Annotated in this window: 18 protein-coding genes; 9 read left to right on the top strand and 9 right to left on the bottom strand. The window is 66.1% G+C overall.

Annotation, left to right across the window (positions count from 1 at the left end; all coding sequences use genetic code 11):
• Positions 1 to 372 precede the first annotated feature (372 nt).
• The 4 genes from sigM (at position 373) to trxA (ending at position 3,500) form a co-directional block, all read left to right on the top strand.
• Complete coding sequence (gene sigM, locus ABT115_RS03040; RefSeq protein ID WP_351783392.1) at positions 373 to 1,080, top strand: RNA polymerase sigma factor SigM; 708 nt, start codon at positions 373 to 375, stop codon at positions 1,078 to 1,080.
• The gene (locus ABT115_RS03045; RefSeq protein WP_351783394.1) at positions 1,077 to 2,027 is read left to right on the top strand and encodes an anti-sigma factor family protein; all 951 of its coding nucleotides are present in this window, start codon (positions 1,077 to 1,079) and stop codon (positions 2,025 to 2,027) included. The genes sigM and ABT115_RS03045 overlap by 4 nt, the downstream gene beginning before the upstream one ends.
• A gap of 133 nt (positions 2,028 to 2,160) precedes the next feature.
• A complete protein-coding gene (trxB, locus tag ABT115_RS03050; RefSeq protein WP_351783396.1) occupies positions 2,161 to 3,123 on the top strand; it encodes a thioredoxin-disulfide reductase in 963 nt (320 codons plus the stop codon).
• A 44-nt stretch (positions 3,124 to 3,167) separates the two neighbouring features.
• A complete protein-coding gene (gene trxA, locus ABT115_RS03055; protein WP_351783398.1) occupies positions 3,168 to 3,500 on the top strand; it encodes a thioredoxin in 333 nt (110 codons plus the stop codon).
• Positions 3,501 to 3,580: 80 nt separating this feature from the next.
• On the opposite strand, the gene ABT115_RS03060 is transcribed toward trxA, so the two are convergent.
• From ABT115_RS03060 to rpmH, 9 genes are all read right to left on the bottom strand, one after another.
• Positions 3,581 to 4,198, bottom strand: a complete 618-nt coding sequence (locus tag ABT115_RS03060) for a GNAT family N-acetyltransferase (protein ID WP_351783400.1) — start codon at positions 4,196 to 4,198, stop codon at positions 3,581 to 3,583.
• Between the two features lie 302 nt (positions 4,199 to 4,500).
• Positions 4,501 to 5,595 (bottom strand): ParB/RepB/Spo0J family partition protein, encoded by a 1,095-nt coding sequence (locus ABT115_RS03065; protein ID WP_351783402.1) that lies wholly within the window; start codon positions 5,593 to 5,595, stop codon positions 4,501 to 4,503.
• Positions 5,592 to 6,668, bottom strand: a complete 1,077-nt coding sequence (locus tag ABT115_RS03070; RefSeq protein ID WP_351783609.1) for a ParA family protein — start codon at positions 6,666 to 6,668, stop codon at positions 5,592 to 5,594. The genes ABT115_RS03065 and ABT115_RS03070 overlap by 4 nt, the downstream gene beginning before the upstream one ends.
• Positions 6,669 to 6,959: 291 nt before the next feature.
• Positions 6,960 to 7,676, bottom strand: coding sequence for a 16S rRNA (guanine(527)-N(7))-methyltransferase RsmG (gene rsmG, locus ABT115_RS03075; RefSeq protein ID WP_351783404.1), 717 nt, complete (start codon positions 7,674 to 7,676; stop codon positions 6,960 to 6,962).
• 109 nt (positions 7,677 to 7,785) lie between these two features.
• Positions 7,786 to 8,295 carry a Jag family protein gene (locus tag ABT115_RS03080; RefSeq protein ID WP_351783406.1) on the bottom strand — a complete coding sequence of 170 codons (510 nt, stop codon included), beginning with the start codon at positions 8,293 to 8,295 and terminating at the stop codon, positions 7,786 to 7,788.
• 14 nt (positions 8,296 to 8,309) lie between these two features.
• Entirely contained in the window at positions 8,310 to 9,572 is a 1,263-nt protein-coding gene (gene yidC / locus ABT115_RS03085) for a membrane protein insertase YidC (protein ID WP_351783408.1), read from the bottom strand.
• A 3-nt stretch (positions 9,573 to 9,575) separates the two neighbouring features.
• Entirely contained in the window at positions 9,576 to 9,935 is a 360-nt protein-coding gene (yidD, locus tag ABT115_RS03090) for a membrane protein insertion efficiency factor YidD (protein WP_351783410.1), read from the bottom strand.
• The gene (rnpA, locus tag ABT115_RS03095; RefSeq protein WP_351783412.1) at positions 9,932 to 10,303 is read right to left on the bottom strand and encodes a ribonuclease P protein component; all 372 of its coding nucleotides are present in this window, start codon (positions 10,301 to 10,303) and stop codon (positions 9,932 to 9,934) included. Before rnpA ends, yidD begins: the two co-directional genes overlap by 4 nt.
• Positions 10,304 to 10,321: 18 nt before the next feature.
• Positions 10,322 to 10,459, bottom strand: coding sequence for a 50S ribosomal protein L34 (rpmH, locus tag ABT115_RS03100; protein WP_030930485.1), 138 nt, complete (start codon positions 10,457 to 10,459; stop codon positions 10,322 to 10,324).
• Between the two features lie 380 nt (positions 10,460 to 10,839).
• Between rpmH and dnaA the strand changes: the two genes are divergently transcribed.
• From dnaA to ABT115_RS03125, 5 genes are all read left to right on the top strand, one after another.
• Positions 10,840 to 12,648, top strand: coding sequence for a chromosomal replication initiator protein DnaA (dnaA, locus tag ABT115_RS03105; RefSeq protein WP_351783415.1), 1,809 nt, complete (start codon positions 10,840 to 10,842; stop codon positions 12,646 to 12,648).
• Between the two features lie 1,013 nt (positions 12,649 to 13,661).
• Positions 13,662 to 14,792 (top strand): DNA polymerase III subunit beta, encoded by a 1,131-nt coding sequence (gene dnaN, locus ABT115_RS03110; RefSeq protein WP_351783417.1) that lies wholly within the window; start codon positions 13,662 to 13,664, stop codon positions 14,790 to 14,792.
• A gap of 131 nt (positions 14,793 to 14,923) precedes the next feature.
• Positions 14,924 to 15,802: a phosphogluconate dehydrogenase (NAD(+)-dependent, decarboxylating) gene (gene gnd / locus ABT115_RS03115; RefSeq protein WP_093895043.1), complete on the top strand. Its 879-nt coding sequence runs from the start codon at positions 14,924 to 14,926 to the stop codon at positions 15,800 to 15,802.
• Between the two features lie 86 nt (positions 15,803 to 15,888).
• A complete protein-coding gene (gene recF / locus ABT115_RS03120) occupies positions 15,889 to 17,019 on the top strand; it encodes a DNA replication/repair protein RecF (protein ID WP_351783419.1) in 1,131 nt (376 codons plus the stop codon).
• On the top strand, positions 17,016 to 17,597 hold the full coding sequence (locus ABT115_RS03125) for a DciA family protein (protein WP_502969015.1): 582 nt from the start codon (positions 17,016 to 17,018) through the stop codon (positions 17,595 to 17,597). The genes recF and ABT115_RS03125 overlap by 4 nt, the downstream gene beginning before the upstream one ends.
• Positions 17,598 to 17,997: the final 400 nt, after the last annotated feature.

Consider the following 17,997-nt stretch of genomic DNA (forward strand, 5'->3'; position numbering starts at 1 on the left):
AGCCCCTCAGGCCGAGGATTTCACGCGCCGAAGAAGAGTCCCCCTTCAGAATTAAGTGAGAACTTTACGCGGATTTCGCTTCCGTATTTGCCCGGAATCTGGCTGTGATGCATGCCGACCTAAGGGCTGTCCCGTAATCCGTGGTGGATCAGCCCGCGGCGTCAGATGCGGTGCATCGCAAGGCGGAGGGACGTCCACATATTGGACGTATGCGAACATTCCGACAACGCGGCGAGGTGCCGTAGCTGTCGTCGCGCGCCCGTCAGGGATTACGGGACAGCCCTTAGCGATACTCTGAAGCTATGTCGACCAGAGGGGGGCCTCAATTGACGGCACACGCGTGTCGCCTGAGCGCAGATTAGGGGGATATATATGGATAATGAGTTTGTTGATTCCAGATCTACAGACACTTCTCTCATATCCCGCCACGTCGCTGGGGATCCCGACGCCTTTGGCGAGCTCGTACGGCGCCACCGCGACCGGCTGTGGGCCGTGGCATTCCGGACCCTGGGGGACCGCGAGGAAGCCGCCGACGCCGTCCAGGATGCCTTGGTCTCCGCCTTCCGGGCCGCCCACACCTTCCGCGGTCAGTCCGCCGTCACCACATGGCTGCACCGCATCACGGTCAATGCCTGCCTCGACCGGGTCCGCAAGGCGGCCACCCGCAAGACCTCACCGATCGACGACACCGAACGGTTAGAGCAGCTCCTTGAGCCGCACGAGTCCGCGGAGGCACCGGCGGAGCGTCGAGACCTGCACCGCGAGCTCCTGGCCGCACTCGCCACGCTGCCTGCCGAGCAACGTGCCGCACTTGTCCTCGTGGACATGCAGGGCTACCCCGTGGCCGAGGCGGCCCGCATCCTCGGTGTGCCGACAGGCACCGTGAAGAGCCGCTGTGCACGAGGCAGAGCCAGGCTGGCCCCTCTGCTCACCCACCTCCGCAGCAAGGGCACAGAAGCCGGTGAACCCAGCGTGGGAAGGAACCGGACACCACGCGCATCCGTCCCACCCCCATCAGGGCCGAGGGATGCGGGGACAAGCGATGCTGCTGCAGTGAAGGGCGGAGGTGGGCGCACATGACGTCAACGAACCACACGACCCAGCACCCGGATGTCTCGGAGATCTCCGACCTCACAGAAGGGCTGCTCCCGCCATCACGTGCAGCAGAGGTACGCAGCCACGTGGATGACTGCGAACTCTGCGGCGATGTCCACGCCTCACTCATGGAGATCCGCGAGCTGCTCGGCACTGTGCCCGCGCCACGGCACATGCCCGATGACGTCGCAGGCCGCATCGACGCCGCGCTCGCCGCCGAAGCCCTCAGCACCACGGCGCCCGCTGAATCGGCGCATGTTTCACGTGAAACAGAACTGCCCCCGGCACAGAAGCCGGACTCAGAGCCCAGTTCCTCGAACCGCCCCGCAGGGCATCCCAGGGCGACCACCGGCCCCGGCCGCCGACCGGTCCGGCGGCGCCGCCGCACAGCCGTACTCGGCGCCGCTCTCGGTGCAGCCGTGGTCGGTGTGAGCGTCTTCGTGCTGCAGAACGTCCAGCCGTCCCAGGAGGACGCCGCCCTCAAGGCGTCGGACCACGGCTCCAGCTCAGCGGCAAAAGACGCCGCAGCCTTCTCGGAGTCCACGCTAGAAGGCCGGGTGCAAACGCTCCTTCTGAGTGCCGGCACGAAGCGATCGGGTTCAGACGCTGTCGGCGCTGAGAAGCAGGCGCCATCCGTCGAAGCGCAATCGACGCCCAAGAGCGACTCTCTCGCGTCCGAGTCATCTCAAACGCCATTGCGCGCACCCGTCGTGTCTGTCCCGAGCTGCGTGAAGCAGGGCATCGGGCGGAAGACTGCGGCCCTCGCCATGGAGGAAGGCACCTACGAAGGCTCGGATGCCTTCCTCGTCGTACTGCCCCACTCCTCCGACCCGACCCGCGTCCAGGCGTATGTCGTCGACGCGGCCTGCATCCGGCAAGGTCCCACCGCCAAGGGGAAGCTACTGCTGACCCACGCCTACGCACGCCCCTGAGAGTCGCGCCGGACGCCGCCTCGGCACGTCGGGAATGCATCCCCCGTAGGATCCGTTGGGTGGGGTGAGAGTCGTTGAACCGACCCCAGTAGGCGTGGACAGTAGGCAGTCTGCAGAGACGAGGAAGAGACCCGTGAGCGACGTCCGTAATGTGATCATCATCGGCTCCGGCCCCGCGGGCTACACCGCCGCCCTTTACACCGCACGCGCCTCGCTGAAGCCGCTGGTGTTCGAGGGCGCCGTCACCGCGGGCGGTGCGCTGATGAACACCACCGACGTGGAGAACTTCCCGGGCTTCCAGGACGGGATCATGGGCCCGGAGCTCATGGACAACATGCGCGCCCAGGCCGAACGCTTCGGCGCCGAGCTCGTGCCGGACGATGTCGTCTCCGTGGACCTCACCGGAGACGTCAAGACGGTCACCGACACGGCTGGCACAGTGCACCGCGCCAAGGCCGTCATCGTGACGACCGGCTCACAGCACCGCAAGCTCGGCCTGCCCAACGAGGATGCCCTCTCCGGACGCGGCGTCTCCTGGTGCGCCACCTGTGACGGCTTCTTCTTCAAGGACCAGGACATCGCCGTGGTCGGCGGCGGCGACACGGCGATGGAGGAGGCAACCTTCCTCTCCCGCTTCGCGAAGTCGGTCACCGTCGTCCATCGCCGCGACTCGCTGCGTGCCTCCAAGGCCATGCAGGACCGAGCGTTCGCGGACCCGAAGATCAAGTTCGCCTGGGACAGTGAGGTTGCCGGAGTGCACGGCGAGCAGAAGCTGTCCGGCCTGACCCTTCGGAACACCAAGACCGGCGAGATGTCCGAGCTCGCGGTGACCGGCTTGTTCATCGCAGTGGGCCACGACCCGCGCACCGAGCTCTTCAAGGGCCAGCTCGACCTTGACGAAGAGGGCTACCTCATGGTCGAAGCTCCCTCGACGCGCACCAACCTGACCGGTGTTTTCGGCGCCGGTGACGTCGTCGACCACACTTACCGGCAGGCCATCACCGCTGCTGGCACGGGCTGCGCGGCCGCTCTCGACGCCGAGCGCTTCCTCGCTGCGCTCGCCGACGACGAGAAGGCCGCAGCGGCCACCGTCTGATCCACGCCTTTTACCCCACACCCCAAGAAGTTAAGGAGGCCGCCGTGGCCGGCGCCCTGAAGAACGTGACCGACGACTCCTTCGACGAGGTCGTCCTGAAGAGCGACAAGCCTGTGCTGGTGGACTTCTGGGCCGCGTGGTGCGGTCCGTGCCGCCAGATCGCGCCGTCCCTGGAGGCCATCGCTGCTGAGCACGGCGACCAGATCGAGATCGTGAAGCTCAACATCGACGAGAACCCGGCCACGGCCGCCAGGTACGGCGTCATGTCCATCCCAACCCTGAACGTCTACCAGGGCGGCGAGGTCGCCAAGACCATCGTCGGCGCCAAGCCGAAGGCCGCGATTCTCCGCGACCTCGAAGGCTTCATCGGCGAGTAGGACCGTGGTCCGCTGTTTCACGTGAAACGGGTCCATCCCCCGGGGGATGGACCCGTTTCACGTTGTCGTGGACTCTCGGATCACAGCGGCCGCAGCGCCGGCTCCTTCTGGACGGCACCCAGCAACCGGTCCAGTGCCAGCTCGACGTCCTCCTTCCAGGAGAGCGTCGAACGCAGTTCTAGTCTCAGCCGCGGATGAACGGGATGCGGCCGTACGGTCTTGAAGCCGACAGCAAGGAGATGATCCGCGGGAAGCACACAGGCAGGCTCCTTCCATCGGGCGTCGCCGAAAGCCTCAATCGCCCTGCATCCCCGACGCAGCAGGTCTTTGGCGACGGTCTGCACCATGACCCGGCCCAGCCCCTGCCCCTGATATCCCGGCACGATCCAGGCAGTCATCAACTGCACGGCATCAGGGGAGACGGGGCTCGTCGGAAAAGCCGTCGAGCGCGGTACGTAGGCAGGCGGTGCATAGAGAACGAACCCCGCCGGCACATCGTCGACATAGACAACGCGGCCGCACGATCCCCACTCCAGCAGAACGGCCGAGATCCATGCCTCTTTCTCCAGCTCGGGTGTTCCCGCCTTTACTGCAGCTTCCCCGCTGACCGGGTCAAGCTCCCAGAAGACACACGAGCGGCAACGCCTGGGGAGATCGGAAAGGTTGTCCAGTGTGAGCGGTACGAGCCGACGCCCCATGAAGGCTGTTCCTCGCTTCCTTCGCCCGCCGCATCACCTGCGACAGTCAGTGCACTCCGTTCAGGGAGCAGGCTGCCGACGAACCCTCCGACAGCCCCTGGGCCGAGCCCCACTGTCACCAGTCGGCTGCGGCTCACCGATCGCATGGCCCTCCCTCCGCTGAGGTGGCTCAAGCCGGATGTGCCATACCAGAACGCATCGTATCCACCCAGAGCTGAAGCCGACACCGAGAGAAAGCAAAGGGCGGACCGTGTTCCGGTATCCATCGGAACACAGCCCGCCCCCAGCCCATCGGGCAGAGGTCAGTCCTCGTCACCCTCGGCAGGGTCCTGAGAGGGGCCCCGATCCAGAACACGCGACTCGCCCGGTGCCAGGCTGCCGAGAATGCGGTCCAGATCCTCCATCGACGCGAACTCGACGACGATCTTTCCCTTCTTCTGTCCGAGGTCGACCTTCACCCTGGTCTCGAAGCGGTCCGAGAGCCGGGAAGCAAGATCGGACAGCGCAGGCGACACCCGGCCGCCGGCCCGCGGCCCCTTGGCCTTGGCAGCGCTCGTGGGCCCGGAGCCCATGAGGGTCACAATCTCTTCGACCGCACGCACCGACAGCCCCTCGGCCACAATGCGATGTGCCAGCCTGTCCTGCTCCTCCGAGTCGTCCACAGACAGCAGCGCCCGCGCATGACCGGCCGACAGCACACCGGCCGCGACCCTCCGCTGCACCGGAGGCGACAGCCTCAGCAGTCGCAGCGTGTTGGACACCTGCGGGCGGGAACGCCCGATCCGGTCGGCCAGCTGGTCATGCGTGCACTTGAAGTCCTTGAGCAGCTGGTCGTACGCGGCTGCCTCCTCCAACGGGTTCAGCTGAGCCCGGTGAAGGTTTTCCAGCAGCGCGTCCAAGAGAAGCTTCTCGTCGTCCGTGGCCCGGACGATGGCCGGGATCCGCTCCAGCCCCGCCTCACGGCAGGCCCTCCAGCGCCGCTCACCCATAATGAGCTCATAGCGCTCGGGCCCCGCCTTCCGCACCACAACGGGCTGGAGAAGACCCACCTCCTTGATGGACGTCACCAACTCGGCAAGCGCGTCCTCATCGAACACCTCACGGGGCTGGCGAGGATTCGGGGTGATGGAGCCGAGAAGAACCTCGGCAAAGTACGCTCCTGCGGCTCCCGCAGATTCTGCAGCTGCTTCGGGCTCCGAAACCCGCGCACTCGGCTCCGGCACAACCGGAGCGGACGCAAGAGTGGCCACCTTCGCAGCAGCCACACCCCGCTCTGTCGTCATAACAGGACCCGCCCCAGGAGAGGCCGAGCCCGGGTGCGGCACCTGCTTCTCCTGCGGAGCGGCGGGGATCAGGGCACCTAGCCCACGCCCCAACCCTCTTCGACGCTCACTCACTGGATCCCCTCCGAAATGCTCTGCTGGCTGTTCCCATTGCCCGTGTGGGCATGCTGGGCCTCGTACTGCACTCCGACACCCCGCAGGGCGATCTCACGCGCCGCTTCTAGGTATGACAGCGACCCACTCGAACCCGGGTCGTAAGTCAGCACAGTCTGCCCATAGCTCGGTGCCTCCGAAATCCGCACCGAACGCGGAATACTCGTCCGCAGCACCTCCTTGCCGAAGTGACTGCGCACCTCCTCCGCAACCTGCGAAGCGAGCCTGGTCCTGCCGTCGTACATGGTGAGCAGAATCGTCGACACATGAAGACCGGGATTGAGATGCCCGCGCACCAGGTCCACATTGCGCAGCAACTGCCCCAACCCTTCCAGCGCGTAGTACTCACACTGAATAGGGATCAGCACCTCGGCACCGGCGACCATGGCATTGACGGTCAGCAGGCCAAGCGAAGGCGGGCAGTCGATCAGGATGTAGTCCAACGGCTGCTCATACGCCTGGATCGCCCGCTGTAGTCGACTCTCCCGCGCCACCAGCGACACCAGCTCGATCTCCGCCCCGGCGAGATCGATGGTGGCGGGGGCGCAGAAGAGCCCTTCGACATCCGGGACGGGCTGAACCACCTCGGAGAGCGGCCTGCTCTCCACCAGGACGTCATAGATGGAGGGGACTTCCGCATGGTGATCAATCCCCAGAGCCGTAGAGGCGTTCCCCTGCGGGTCAAGGTCGACCACCAGAACACGTGCGCCGTGAAGCGCCAGCGAGGCGGCAAGGTTGACCGTCGTGGTCGTCTTGCCCACCCCTCCCTTCTGGTTGGCCACCACCATGACGCGCGTCCGGTCAGGCCGGGGCATGCCGTCGCCTGCGCGGCCCAGGGCCTCGACCGCCAGCTGGGCCGCGCGACCGATGGGTGTGTCATCCATCGGCGGCGGTGTTTCACGTGAAACACCGTCCCTCGCCGATTCGGTTCGGGGACCGGGGACCGGTTCGGTCATCGGTCCCGCGGTGTTGGCGTCGGACCGCAAGGATTCACTCTCCTCGACTTCAGACTCGCAATGAGCAGAGCCTGCCATGCTTTCGGTGTCGTGAACCAGCGAGGCCCGCTCTTCTGTGGATGAATCCACTTCTGTGGACAACTCCATAGCCCCAACGGGCCTGCGATGCCGCGGCGCGGCAGCCGCGCGACCGCGGCTGATGATCCCATGCAACAGAGAGCGACGTTTCACGTGAAACACGATGCCCCTGCAGCCTAGCTACAGGGGCACGACACTCCGCATGGGGCATGTATGGCTGCTTGTCGGGAGCATCACCGACAGGTGATGCGAACCACATGTAACGGTCGATTTCGCAGCGCGGCGGACGTGTCAGCGGCGACGCCTCGTACGGCTCGTCCTCGCGGCCTTGGCTCTCTTGGCCGCGAACCTCACACCGCCCGGACTCTCCCCGACCACCACACGCACCACCGTGGACATCGGATCAACAATGCCCTCTCCGACGTGCAACACCTCGGTCTCCACCACACCGAGCTTGCTCAAGGCCGCACGCGCGCCGACAATCTCCTCCTCGGCCGTGTCCCCCTTGAGCGCCAGCATCTCTCCGTACGGACGTAGCAGCGGAACCCCCCAGCCGGCCAGCCGGTCGAGCGGTGCCACGGCCCGAGCCGTCACAACGTGAACCGGCTGAAGCGTCCCAAGAACCTCCTCGGCCCGACCACGCACCACCGTCACGTGCTCCAGGCCCAACAGTTCGACGACTTCCTGGAGGAAATTCGTCCGCCGAAGCAGGGGCTCCAGCAAGGTGATCTTGAGATCTGGCCGCACCAGCGCCAGCGGGATACCGGGAAGGCCCGCGCCGGAGCCCACATCGCAGACTGTGACGCCTTCAGGCACGACCTCGGAGAGCACCGCACAGTTCAGCAGATGCCGCTCCCACAGCCGCGGCACCTCACGCGGGCCGATCAGCCCCCGTTTCACCCCGGCATCCGCCAGTAGTTCCGCGTACCGGACAGCCTCCGGGAAGAACTCGCCGAAAACTGCCCGCGCCCCTTCGGGGGCCTGGGGAAGCTCCACTTCCGCCGTCACGGGAACCGTCCTTCCATACCGCACTATCGCGCTGTGGGTGGCTGACTATCAGGCTGATAAGGATCGGCCCCGCCTGCGAACAGACGGGGCCGACAGAACAAGGGTCCGGTCAGGCCGGGAGAACGACGACGAAGCGCTGCGGCTCCTCGCCTTCGGACTCGCTGCGCAGACCAGCGGCCGCGACCGCATCGTGCACAACCTTGCGTTCGAACGGCGTCATCGGGTCCAGCTTCACCGGCTCACCGGTGCTCTTGACCTCGTTCGCGGCCTTGGCGCCCAGCTCGGCGAGCTCAGCCCGCTTCTTGGCCCGGAAGCCTGCGATGTCCAGCATCAGCCGACTGCGGTCACCGGTCTCCCGGTGCACAGCAAGCCGCGTCAGCTCCTGAAGCGCCTCCAGCACCTCACCGTCGCGGCCCACGAGCTTCTGCAGATCACGTGCCGAGTCGCTAATGATCGAGACCGCGGCCCGGTCCGCCTCGACGTCCATGTCGATGTCGCCGTCGAGATCTGCGATGTCGAGCAGGCCCTCGAGGTAGTCTGCTGCGATTTCGCCCTCCTGCTCAAGGCGGGTCAAGGTGTCGCTGCCCTCAGCGGCCGTGGAGGTGGTGCCTTCCGTCACGGATGGACTCCTTCTTACTTCTTGGACGGGTGCTTGGGCCGCTGCGGGCCCTTGCGCTGTCCGGACTTGGCTTGGCGTGAGGAGCCGGACGCGGGCTTACTCGCCGGCTTGGGCTTATCGTCCTGCGATGTGCCCTGCTTCTGCAGAGAGGCCTTGGAACCCGACTCGGTGGAGTCGGTGCCCTTGGCTCCCGTCTGCTGGGCTGCACCGGTCTGACGCTGGGCCTTGGTCTGACGCTTGGGCTGTTGACGCCGCTGCGCTCCGCCCTCGGACTCGGCAAGAGCCGTGTCGCTCTTGATCACCGTGCCGTCCTCCTGGGCGGCGAAGCCCAGCTTGGCCAGTCCCGTGATGAACTTCCGCTCGATGTCATTGCGATCCGGGCCCTTGGACACGATCCGCTTGACCATATTGCGCCTGGTCCTGCCCCGAATCTCACCGTGAGCAGCGACGCTCTTCAGCAGACGTCCCAGGTACTGGTCCTGCGCCTTGCTGCCAGGGGTCGGGTTCTGGTTGATCACGTACATCTGCTGACCCATGGTCCAGACGTTGGTGGTCAGCCAGTAGACGAGGACACCGACGGGGAAGTTGACACCCATGACGGCGAACATCACCGGGAAGATGTACATCAGCATCTTCTGCTGCTGCATGAACGGCGTCTTGACCGTCAGGTCGACGTTCTTCGTCATCAGCTGGCGCTGAGTGAAGAACTGCGACGCCGACATCATCACGATCATGACCGCGGTGACGATCCGCACGTCGGTCAGCGAGGCGCCGAGTGCCTCGACCTTCGCTTCGGTGTCCACGAACTTGGCAGCGAGCGGAGCACCGAAGATGTGTGCCTGACGGGCGCTGTCGAGCAGCGCCTGATCGATGACACCGATCGTCTGGCCCGAGGCGATGGCCGAGAGCACGTGATACAAGGCGAAGAAGAACGGCGACTGCGCCAGGATGGGAAGGCACGAGGAGAGCGGGTTGGTGCCCGTCTCCTTGTACAGCTTCATCATCTCTTCGGACTGACGCTGCTTGTCGCTCTTGTAGCGCTCCTGGATCGCCTTCATCTTCGGCTGGAGCACCTGCATGTTCCGGGTCGACTTGATCTGCTTGACGAAAAGCGGGATCAGGCAGATCCGGATCAGGACCACCAGGGACACGATGGACAGGCCCCAGGCCCAGCCCGTGTCATCGCCGAAGATCGCTCCGTACAAACTGTGGAACTGGACGATGATCCATGAAACAGGCCAGGTGATAATGCTGAACAGACTGGCAATCGCGTCCACTAATCAGGCTCCTTGAGCATTGGGCGAAGTCTCTGCGGCCGGGCTCGGAGGTTCGGAAACCGCCCCCCCGGGAGGCACATCAGCGGCGGAGTCCCCGCCCTTGCTGCCGCGCATGGCATTACGCAACAGTTCGTGCCAACGCGGACGTTTACGTGGTGGAACGTGGTCCACGCCGCCGGGTGACCACGGATTGCACCGCAGGATGCGCCAGGCCGTCAGCGCAGTTCCCTTGATCGCTCCGTGGCGGTCGATCGCCGTATATCCATAGTGGGAACACGACGGGTAGTAACGGCAGACAGGCCCGAGAAGTGGGCTGATCGTCCACTGATACAGCTTGATAAGAGCTAGCAGCGGGTACTTCATCGCGCGCCCCCTCCCAGCAGCCGCTGCAGAGCGGCGTCCAGGTCTCGGGCCAGCTGTTGATGATCGGCGTCGCCCGCTCCGGGCAGCGCTCGTACGACAACCAGGCTACCGGGGGGCAGCAGGGCCAGCCGCGCGCGGACCAGATGGCGAAGCCTGCGCTTCACCGCTGTGCGCACAACCGCTCCACCCACAGCTTTGCTGACAACGAAACCCGCACGCGGCGGGGGAGCGTTCTCCCCAGTCACGTGCGGGTCCGTTGCACCGCTGCGTAGATGAACAACGAGTAGCGGGCGACCGGCCCGGCGTCCTCGACGTACTGCGGTCGCGAAGTCCTCGCGCCGCCTCAGCCGATTCTCGGTAGGCAGCACGTCATGACCTGTAAGCGATCAGGCGGACAGGTTGGCGCGACCCTTGCCACGGCGGGACGCGAGGATCGCGCGGCCGGCACGGGTGCGCATACGCAGCCGGAAGCCGTGGGTCTTCGCGCGACGACGGTTGTTCGGCTGGAAGGTGCGCTTGCTCACTCGGGGGCTCCAGAAATGACTCGTGTGTTGGCGGGACATCGCCTGGCTGTCACCGTGCGCCCACGAGAGACTCGCGTAAACGCTCTAGTGCACCGCTTCACAATCACAGATCGTGATCTTTGCCCATCGGAGGCAGGCGGCAGCAGCCATCGACAACTCGACCTGGTCACGGTACGCGCGGCTACGCCATCCGGTCAAACCGACTCCAGAGCACCCCCGCCGTGCACAGCCTGTGGACAACGACTTGAACCACGCGGGTCGGCCTGACTACCGTGGCTCGACTCCGGTTCTTTTTCTTCCTGCCTGCCGGTCCTCACCCATCCCGACCCACCCCGTCCCGAGAACCACACATTCGTGGGACCAGCGAGAGAGCGTGCCTTGTGGCTGATGTACCTGCCGATCTTGCCGCAGTGTGGCCGCGAGTACTGGAGCAACTGCTCGAGGAGGGCCAGCAGGGCATCGAGCCGAAGGACAAGCAGTGGGTCGAGCGCTGCCAGCCGCTCGCGCTGGTCGCCGACACGGCACTGCTCGCCGTCCCCAATGAATGGGGCAAGCGAGTCCTGGAAGGCCGGCTCGCGCCGCTCATCAGCGAGACGCTGAGCCGCGAATGCGGCCGCCCGATCCGCATCGCGATCACCGTCGACGATTCCGCGGGCGAACCTCCGAGCCCACCCGCGCCTCCGATGCACCAGTCCCAGCAGCATCAGCAGCACCGCTACCAGGGACCGCAGCACGATGAGCGTCAGCACAACGACGCGTACGACGGATACGGACACCGACCCTCCGACGACGGCATGCCGACCGCCCGGCCGGCCTACCCCGACTACCAGCAGCAGCGCCCGGACCCCGGTGCGTGGCCGCGCACCCAGGAGGACCTCTCCTGGCAGCAGCCCCGGCTCGGCGGATTCCAGGACCGCGACACCTCGGCGGAGCAGTGGCGCGAGCCGTACGCAGGCGGCCGCCCTCAGTTGCCGCAGCACGACTACAGGTCGCAGTCGCCCGAGCACCAGAGTTACGAGCAGCAGCGCCCCGAGCGCCACGACATGCAGGACACCCAGCCCCAGCACCGCCCTGGCGGGGCCGGCACCGGACGGCCCGGCGGCGCCACCGGGCCGATGGGCGCACAGCCCGCTTCCTCGCCGGGCCCCGGCGAGCCGGCTGCCCGGCTGAATCCGAAGTACCTGTTCGACACCTTCGTCATCGGTGCATCCAACCGATTCGCGCACGCCGCAGCGGTCGCCGTTGCCGAAGCACCCGCCAAGGCGTACAACCCGCTCTTCGTCTATGGGGAGTCCGGACTCGGCAAGACCCACCTGCTGCACGCCATCGGGCACTACGCCCGCAGTCTCTACCCGGGCACCCGGGTGCGGTACGTGAGCTCCGAGGAGTTCACCAACGAGTTCATCAACTCCATCCGCGACGGCAAGGGCGACACCTTCCGCAAGCGCTACCGCGATGTGGACATCCTGCTGGTCGACGACATCCAGTTCCTGGCGAGCAAGGAGTCGACACAGGAGGAGTTCTTCCACACCTTCAATACGCTCCACAACGCCAACAAGCAGATCGTGCTGTCCTCGGACCGGCCACCCAAGCAGTTGGTGACCCTGGAGGACCGGTTGCGGAACCGTTTCGAGTGGGGTCTGACCACCGATGTGCAGCCACCAGAACTGGAGACGCGGATCGCGATCCTCCGTAAGAAGGCGGTGCAGGAGCAGCTCAACGCCCCGCCGGAGGTACTGGAGTTCATCGCGTCCCGCATCTCCCGGAACATCAGGGAGCTGGAGGGGGCGCTGATCCGGGTCACGGCCTTCGCCAGTCTCAACCGCCAGCCGGTGGACCTCGGGCTGACCGAGCATGTGCTGAAGGATCTGATCCCGGGTGGTGAGGACTCGGCTCCGGAGATCACGGCGACGGCCATCATGGCGGCGACTGCGGACTACTTCGGTCTGGCGGTCGACGATCTCTGCGGAACCTCGCGCAGCCGCGTGCTGGTGACGGCCCGCCAGATCGCCATGTACCTCTGCCGGGAGCTGACCGATCTCTCGCTGCCGAAGATCGGTGCGCAGTTCGGTGGCCGCGACCATACGACGGTGATGCACGCGGACCGGAAGATCCGCGCGCTGATGGCGGAACGACGCTCCATCTACAACCAGGTCACCGAGCTCACCAACCGCATCAAGAACGGCTGACGGACCACCGGCACACGCTCTGTACGCGTCGAAAGGGCGCCTGGGAACCCTCGCAGGGTTCCCAGGCGCCCTTCTTCGTTGTCCAAGGTTTGCCCGAAGCCTTTCCAGAAGGCGTCCCCCGGAGCCTCCCGGTGACGCCGCGGAACCCTCTCGAAGGCATCCCGGCGCTCTTCCCGAGCCCTCCCGGAGCCTCGGAAGTCCCCTCCGACCCCGCTCTCCGAGGCTCCGATGCAGTCGCGGTGTTCGAATACCCGGCGTCAGCCGTCACTTCTCCACAGATCTGGGAAGATTTTCCCCTCCACAGCCTGGGGATCGGGAAGTTGTCCATATTGCTTCCACAGGGGTGACTGCCGATACTCCATCAGGCCAGGTCAAGGGCCTGGGGATTTGTGGTCAACAACAATCCACAGCCTGTGGACAAAATGTTCGCCCACAGGGAGCCGACGATGTTGTCCACCGTCGGCCCACAGCCCGGGCCGTGTTGTCCCCAGCTTCGTCAGGCTTCTCCACACCTCTGTCCACTGTTCGGCAACGCAACACAGCCTTTCACTGCGCCGAGTGAAAGGCGTCACACCACGAGGTCCGGTTGGGCTGTGGGGAACCTGGGTAAAGCTGGGGACAGCCCTGGGGAGAAACCCCCCTGTCCTGTGCATCGGGTGTGCAAAACTTTCGTGTGTCCACAGAAGCGCCGGGTTGTCCACCGGTGCCACCCACAGGGTCGGTGGACAAAAAACTGGGTCTGACCTGCGAAAACGACGTTATCCACGGTTTCCACAGGCCCTACTACTACTGCCACCTAGAGTTAGCCCGGAATCCGCTTCGAAGTGGGGCCTGTGCACAACTCGGGGCCGGAGCTCTCCGAACCTCTTGTCGCGACTTGACCCCGAGCAGCACCGAGTGTCGGTGCCGTACGTCAGACTGGTCCCCGGCGTCCTCCTGCTGCCATTGGCGGGAGACCCGATCAGACGACGAAGGCCAGCAGGGCGAGCGAGCAACAGCAGGAGGCGGTTCCGGTGAAGATCCGGGTGGAGCGCGATGTACTCGCGGAGGCTGTGGCCTGGGTGGCCCGTAGTCTCCCGGCCCGTCCGCCGGCGCCCGTTCTTGCGGGCCTGCTGCTGAAGGCTGAGGACGGCGCCCTCAGCCTCTCCAGCTTCGACTACGAGGTCTCGGCCCGGGTCTCGGTGGATGCCGAGGTCGAGGAGGACGGCACGGTGCTGGTCTCCGGCCGGCTGCTCGCCGACATCTGCCGCGCCCTTCCCAACCGCCCGGTGGAGATCTCCACAGACGGTGTGCGGGCCACCGTGGTCTGCGGCTCCTCGCGATTCACACTCCACACCCTTCCTGTGGAGGAATACCCGGCGCTGCCGGAGATGCCGACCGCGACCGGCACGGTCTCGGGTGAGGTCTTCGCCTCAGCCGCCGCCCAGGTCGCCATCGCCGCAGGCCGTGACGACACGCTGCCGGTCCTGACCGGTGTGCGGATCGAGATCGAGGGCGAGACCGTCACCCTGGCCTCCACCGACCGCTACCGCTTCGCGGTCCGTGAGTTCCTCTGGAAGCCGGAGAACCCGGATGCCTCGGCTGTCGCCCTGGTGCCCGCCAAGACGCTGCTGGACACCGCCAAGGCTCTGACCACCGGTGACACAGTGACTCTGGCGCTGTCCGGCTCGGGTGCCGGTGAGGGCCTGATCGGTTTCGAGGGCGCGGGCCGGCGTACGACCACGCGACTGCTCGAAGGCGATCTGCCGAAGTACCGGACGCTGTTTCCCACCGAGTTCAATTCGGTCGCGGTCATCGAGACCGCTCCGTTCGTCGAGGCTGTCAAGCGTGTGGCTCTCGTCGCCGAGCGGAACACTCCGGTGCGGCTCAGCTTCGAGCAGGGTGTGCTGATCCTGGAGGCGGGTTCCAGCGACGATGCACAGGCTGTGGAGCGGGTCGACGCGGTGCTTGAGGGCGACGACATCTCGATCGCCTTCAACCCGACCTTCCTGCTGGACGGGCTGAGCGCGATCGATTCCCCGGTCGCCCAGCTCTCGTTCACGACGTCCACCAAGCCTGCGCTGCTCAGTGGCCGTCCGGCCGTGGATGCCGAGGCGGATGACGCGTACAAGTACCTGATCATGCCGGTCCGCCTCTCCGGCTGATCCGGCCATCGGCCCTGCAACGGCAGCTCCCGACGGGCACGCTCAGCGCCGAGCATGCCCGTCGTGCTGTTCCCGGCCGGGCGTAGGCTCGGTCTTGGGTACGAATCGGCACAACGCTTAAGGAATCTCTGATGGAGCTCGGTCTCGTCGGCCTCGGCAAGATGGGCGGCAACATGCGCGAACGCATCCGCCGCGCAGGCCACACCGTCATCGGTTACGACCGCAACCCGGACGTCTCCGATGTCCACAGCCTCGAAGAGCTTGTGGGCAAGCTGAAGGGCCCCCGGGTCGTCTGGGTGATGGTCCCTGCCGGCGCCCCGACCCAGGCCACCATCGACGAGTTGGCCGGGCTCCTCTCGCCCGGTGACATCGTCGTGGACGGCGGAAACTCCCGCTGGACGGACGACGAGAAGCACGCGGTCGAGCTGGGCATCAAGGGCATCGGCTTCGTGGACTGCGGGGTCTCCGGCGGCGTCTGGGGTCTGGAGAACGGCTACGCCCTGATGTACGGCGGCGACGCCGAGAACGTGGCGAAGGTCCAGCCGGTCTTCGACGCGCTGAAGCCGGAGGGCGACTTCGGTTCCGTCCACGCGGGCAAGGTCGGCGCCGGCCACTTCGCGAAGATGGTCCACAACGGCATCGAGTACGCCATGATGCAGGCCTACGCCGAGGGCTGGGAGCTGCTGGAGAAGGTCGACTCCGTCACCGATGTGCGCGAGGTCTTCCGCTCCTGGCAGGAGGGCACGGTCATCCGTTCCTGGCTGCTCGACCTGGCGGTCAACGCGCTGGACGACGACGAGCACCTCGACAAGCTCCGTGGTTTCGCCGCCGACTCCGGTGAGGGCCGCTGGACGGTGGAGGCCGCGATCGACAACGCGGTGCCGCTGCCCGCGATCACGGCGTCGCTCTTCGCGCGTTTCGCCTCGCGGCAGGACGACTCCCCGCAGATGAAGATGATCGCCGCGCTGCGCAACCAGTTCGGTGGCCACGCGGTCGAGAACAAGAAGTAGCCGCAACGAGGAGCGGGCCGGGCCAAGGCGCCCGACCCGTAACTACGGAGCACGGAGCCGGAAGCCGGGAAGGTCGGCGCACACCCATGCATGTCACGCATCTCTCGCTGGCCGACTTCCGCTCGTACGCCCGGGTCGAGGTACCTCTTGATCCGGGCGTCACCGCTTTCGTGGGGGCCAACGGCCAGGGCAAGACGAATCTGGTGGAGGCCGTCGGCTACCTTGCGACGCTCGGCAGCCATCGGGTCTCCTCCGATGCGCCGCTGGTGCGGATGGGCGCGGACCGGGCTGTCATCCGGGCTGCCGTGACGCAGGGCGAGCGTTCGCAGCTGGTCGAGCTGGAGCTCAATCCGGGCAAGGCCAATCGGGCCCGGATCAGTAGATCGTCGCAGGTCAGGCCGCGTGATGTGCTGGGAATCATACGTACGGTGCTGTTCGCGCCGGAGGATCTGGCGCTGGTCAAGGGAGACCCCGGGGAGCGTCGGCGTTTTCTCGACGAGCTGATCACAGCGCGTTCGCCGCGGATGGCGGGGGTGCGTTCGGACTACGAGCGGGTGCTGAAGCAGCGCAACACCCTGCTGAAGTCGGCGGCGATGGCGCGCAGGCACGGTGGCCGGTCGATGGATCTGTCCACGCTCGATGTGTGGGACCAGCATCTGGGCCGAGTGGGGGCGGAGCTGCTGGCGCAGCGGCTGGATCTGATCGCTGCGTTGCAGCCGCTGGCTGACAAGGCTTATGGGGATGTGGCGCCGGGCGGTGGTCCGGTGGCGTTGGAGTACCGGAGTTCGGTCGGTGCGGGTGCGGATTCGGCGCGTACGCGTGAGGAGCTGTACGAGCAGCTGATCGCGGCCCTGGTGGATGTGCGTAAGCAGGAGATCGAGCGGGGTGTGACGTTGGTCGGTCCGCACCGTGATGATCTGTTGCTGGGGTTGCGTGGGATGCCGGCCAAGGGGTACGCGAGCCATGGTGAGTCCTGGTCGTATGCGTTGGCGCTGCGGCTGGCTTCGTACGATTTGCTGCGCAGCGAGGGCAATGAGCCGGTGCTGGTGCTGGACGATGTCTTTGCCGAGCTGGATGCGCGTCGTCGTGAGCGGTTGGCGGAGTTGGTGGCTCCGGGCGAGCAGGTGCTGGTGACGGCTGCGGTGGACGACGATGTTCCGGGTGTGCTGACGGGGACGCGGTATGCGGTGTCCGCGGGTGAGGTGGAGCGGCTGTGAGCGGCCGTGGTGAGGCGTCCGGGGCTTCTGCGGAGCAGCCGCAGGTGCGGCCGGTGGAAGGCATGCAGCCAGAGCCGTCGGGTGTCGATCTGGCGCGGGTGGCATTGCGTGCGGCCAAGGAGCAGGCGCGGGCGCGTGGTGCTGCGGCGCAGCAGAAGAAGCAGGCCAGGCGGGGTGGTGGGCTGCGTTCGGGGGCGCGGGCGGATGGGCGTGATCCGTTGCCGCTGGGTGCTGCGATCAATCGTCTGATCACTGAGCGCGGCTGGGAGACGCCTGCGGCGGTGGGCGGGGTGATGGGGCGCTGGCCTCAGATCGTCGGTGAAAATCTGGCCAATCACTGTGTGCCGTTGCGGTATGACGAGGATCCGGACGAGCGGGTGCTGACGGTGCAGTGCGATTCGACGGCGTGGGCGACGCAGCTGCGGTTGCTGGCGCCCCAACTGGTGGCCCGGCTGAACGCGGAGCTGGGGCATGGCACGGTGCGGCTGATCAAAGTGTTGGGGCCGGGGGGTCCCCAGCGCAGGTTCGGTCCGCTGCGGGCGCCGGGGAGCATCGGTCCTGGCGATACGTACGGCTGAGAGGCCACCCGACAGCCTCTGAGGCCTCTGAGCTGGCCTTCTTCCTACTTCCGCGTGTGCGGTCCTGTGTTTCGGATTCAGTCCTGGCCCTGTGTTGTTCCCTCGGCGGCACTGTCCGCCGTGTCCATATTGTGTCGGTATTTAGTGATTTAAATCATGCGGGGAGAGCGGGGCGTCCCTCACGGTAGCGGGAGGTTGACAGGCCGAAGCGCTCAATGCCCGCGTGAGCCTCTTGGGGGCCCTTCCTGAATATGGGGAGTCGTCAGGCGCTCATTCAGGGCGGCACATGCGTACTCAGGTGCCCGCAAACCCCCATTCGTGTCGGCGCTACCGGTAGACTGGTGTCCAATCCCGCATCTTCGCGGGAGTCGTCGATACAAGCCGAACGACGCAGCCGCTC

This window comes from Streptomyces sp. NPDC001832 (assembly GCF_040297265.1).
In the GTDB taxonomy this organism is placed as follows: Bacteria; Actinomycetota; Actinomycetes; order Streptomycetales; family Streptomycetaceae; genus Streptomyces.

What these genes read in the sequence shown, in the direction of transcription:
- sigM (WP_351783392.1), top strand. Translation starts at nt 373, where the DNA reads ATGGATAATGAGTTTGTTGATTCCAGATCTACAGACACTTCTCTCATA.
- ABT115_RS03045 (WP_351783394.1), top strand. Translation starts at nt 1,077, where the DNA reads ATGACGTCAACGAACCACACGACCCAGCACCCGGATGTCTCGGAGATC.
- ABT115_RS03060 (WP_351783400.1), bottom strand. Translation starts at nt 4,198, where the DNA reads ATGGGGCGTCGGCTCGTACCGCTCACACTGGACAACCTTTCCGATCTC.
- ABT115_RS03070 (WP_351783609.1), bottom strand. Translation starts at nt 6,668, where the DNA reads ATGGCAGGCTCTGCTCATTGCGAGTCTGAAGTCGAGGAGAGTGAATCC.
- yidD (WP_351783410.1), bottom strand. Translation starts at nt 9,935, where the DNA reads ATGAAGTACCCGCTGCTAGCTCTTATCAAGCTGTATCAGTGGACGATC.
- gnd (WP_093895043.1), top strand. Translation starts at nt 14,924, where the DNA reads ATGGAGCTCGGTCTCGTCGGCCTCGGCAAGATGGGCGGCAACATGCGC.
- recF (WP_351783419.1), top strand. Translation starts at nt 15,889, where the DNA reads ATGCATGTCACGCATCTCTCGCTGGCCGACTTCCGCTCGTACGCCCGG.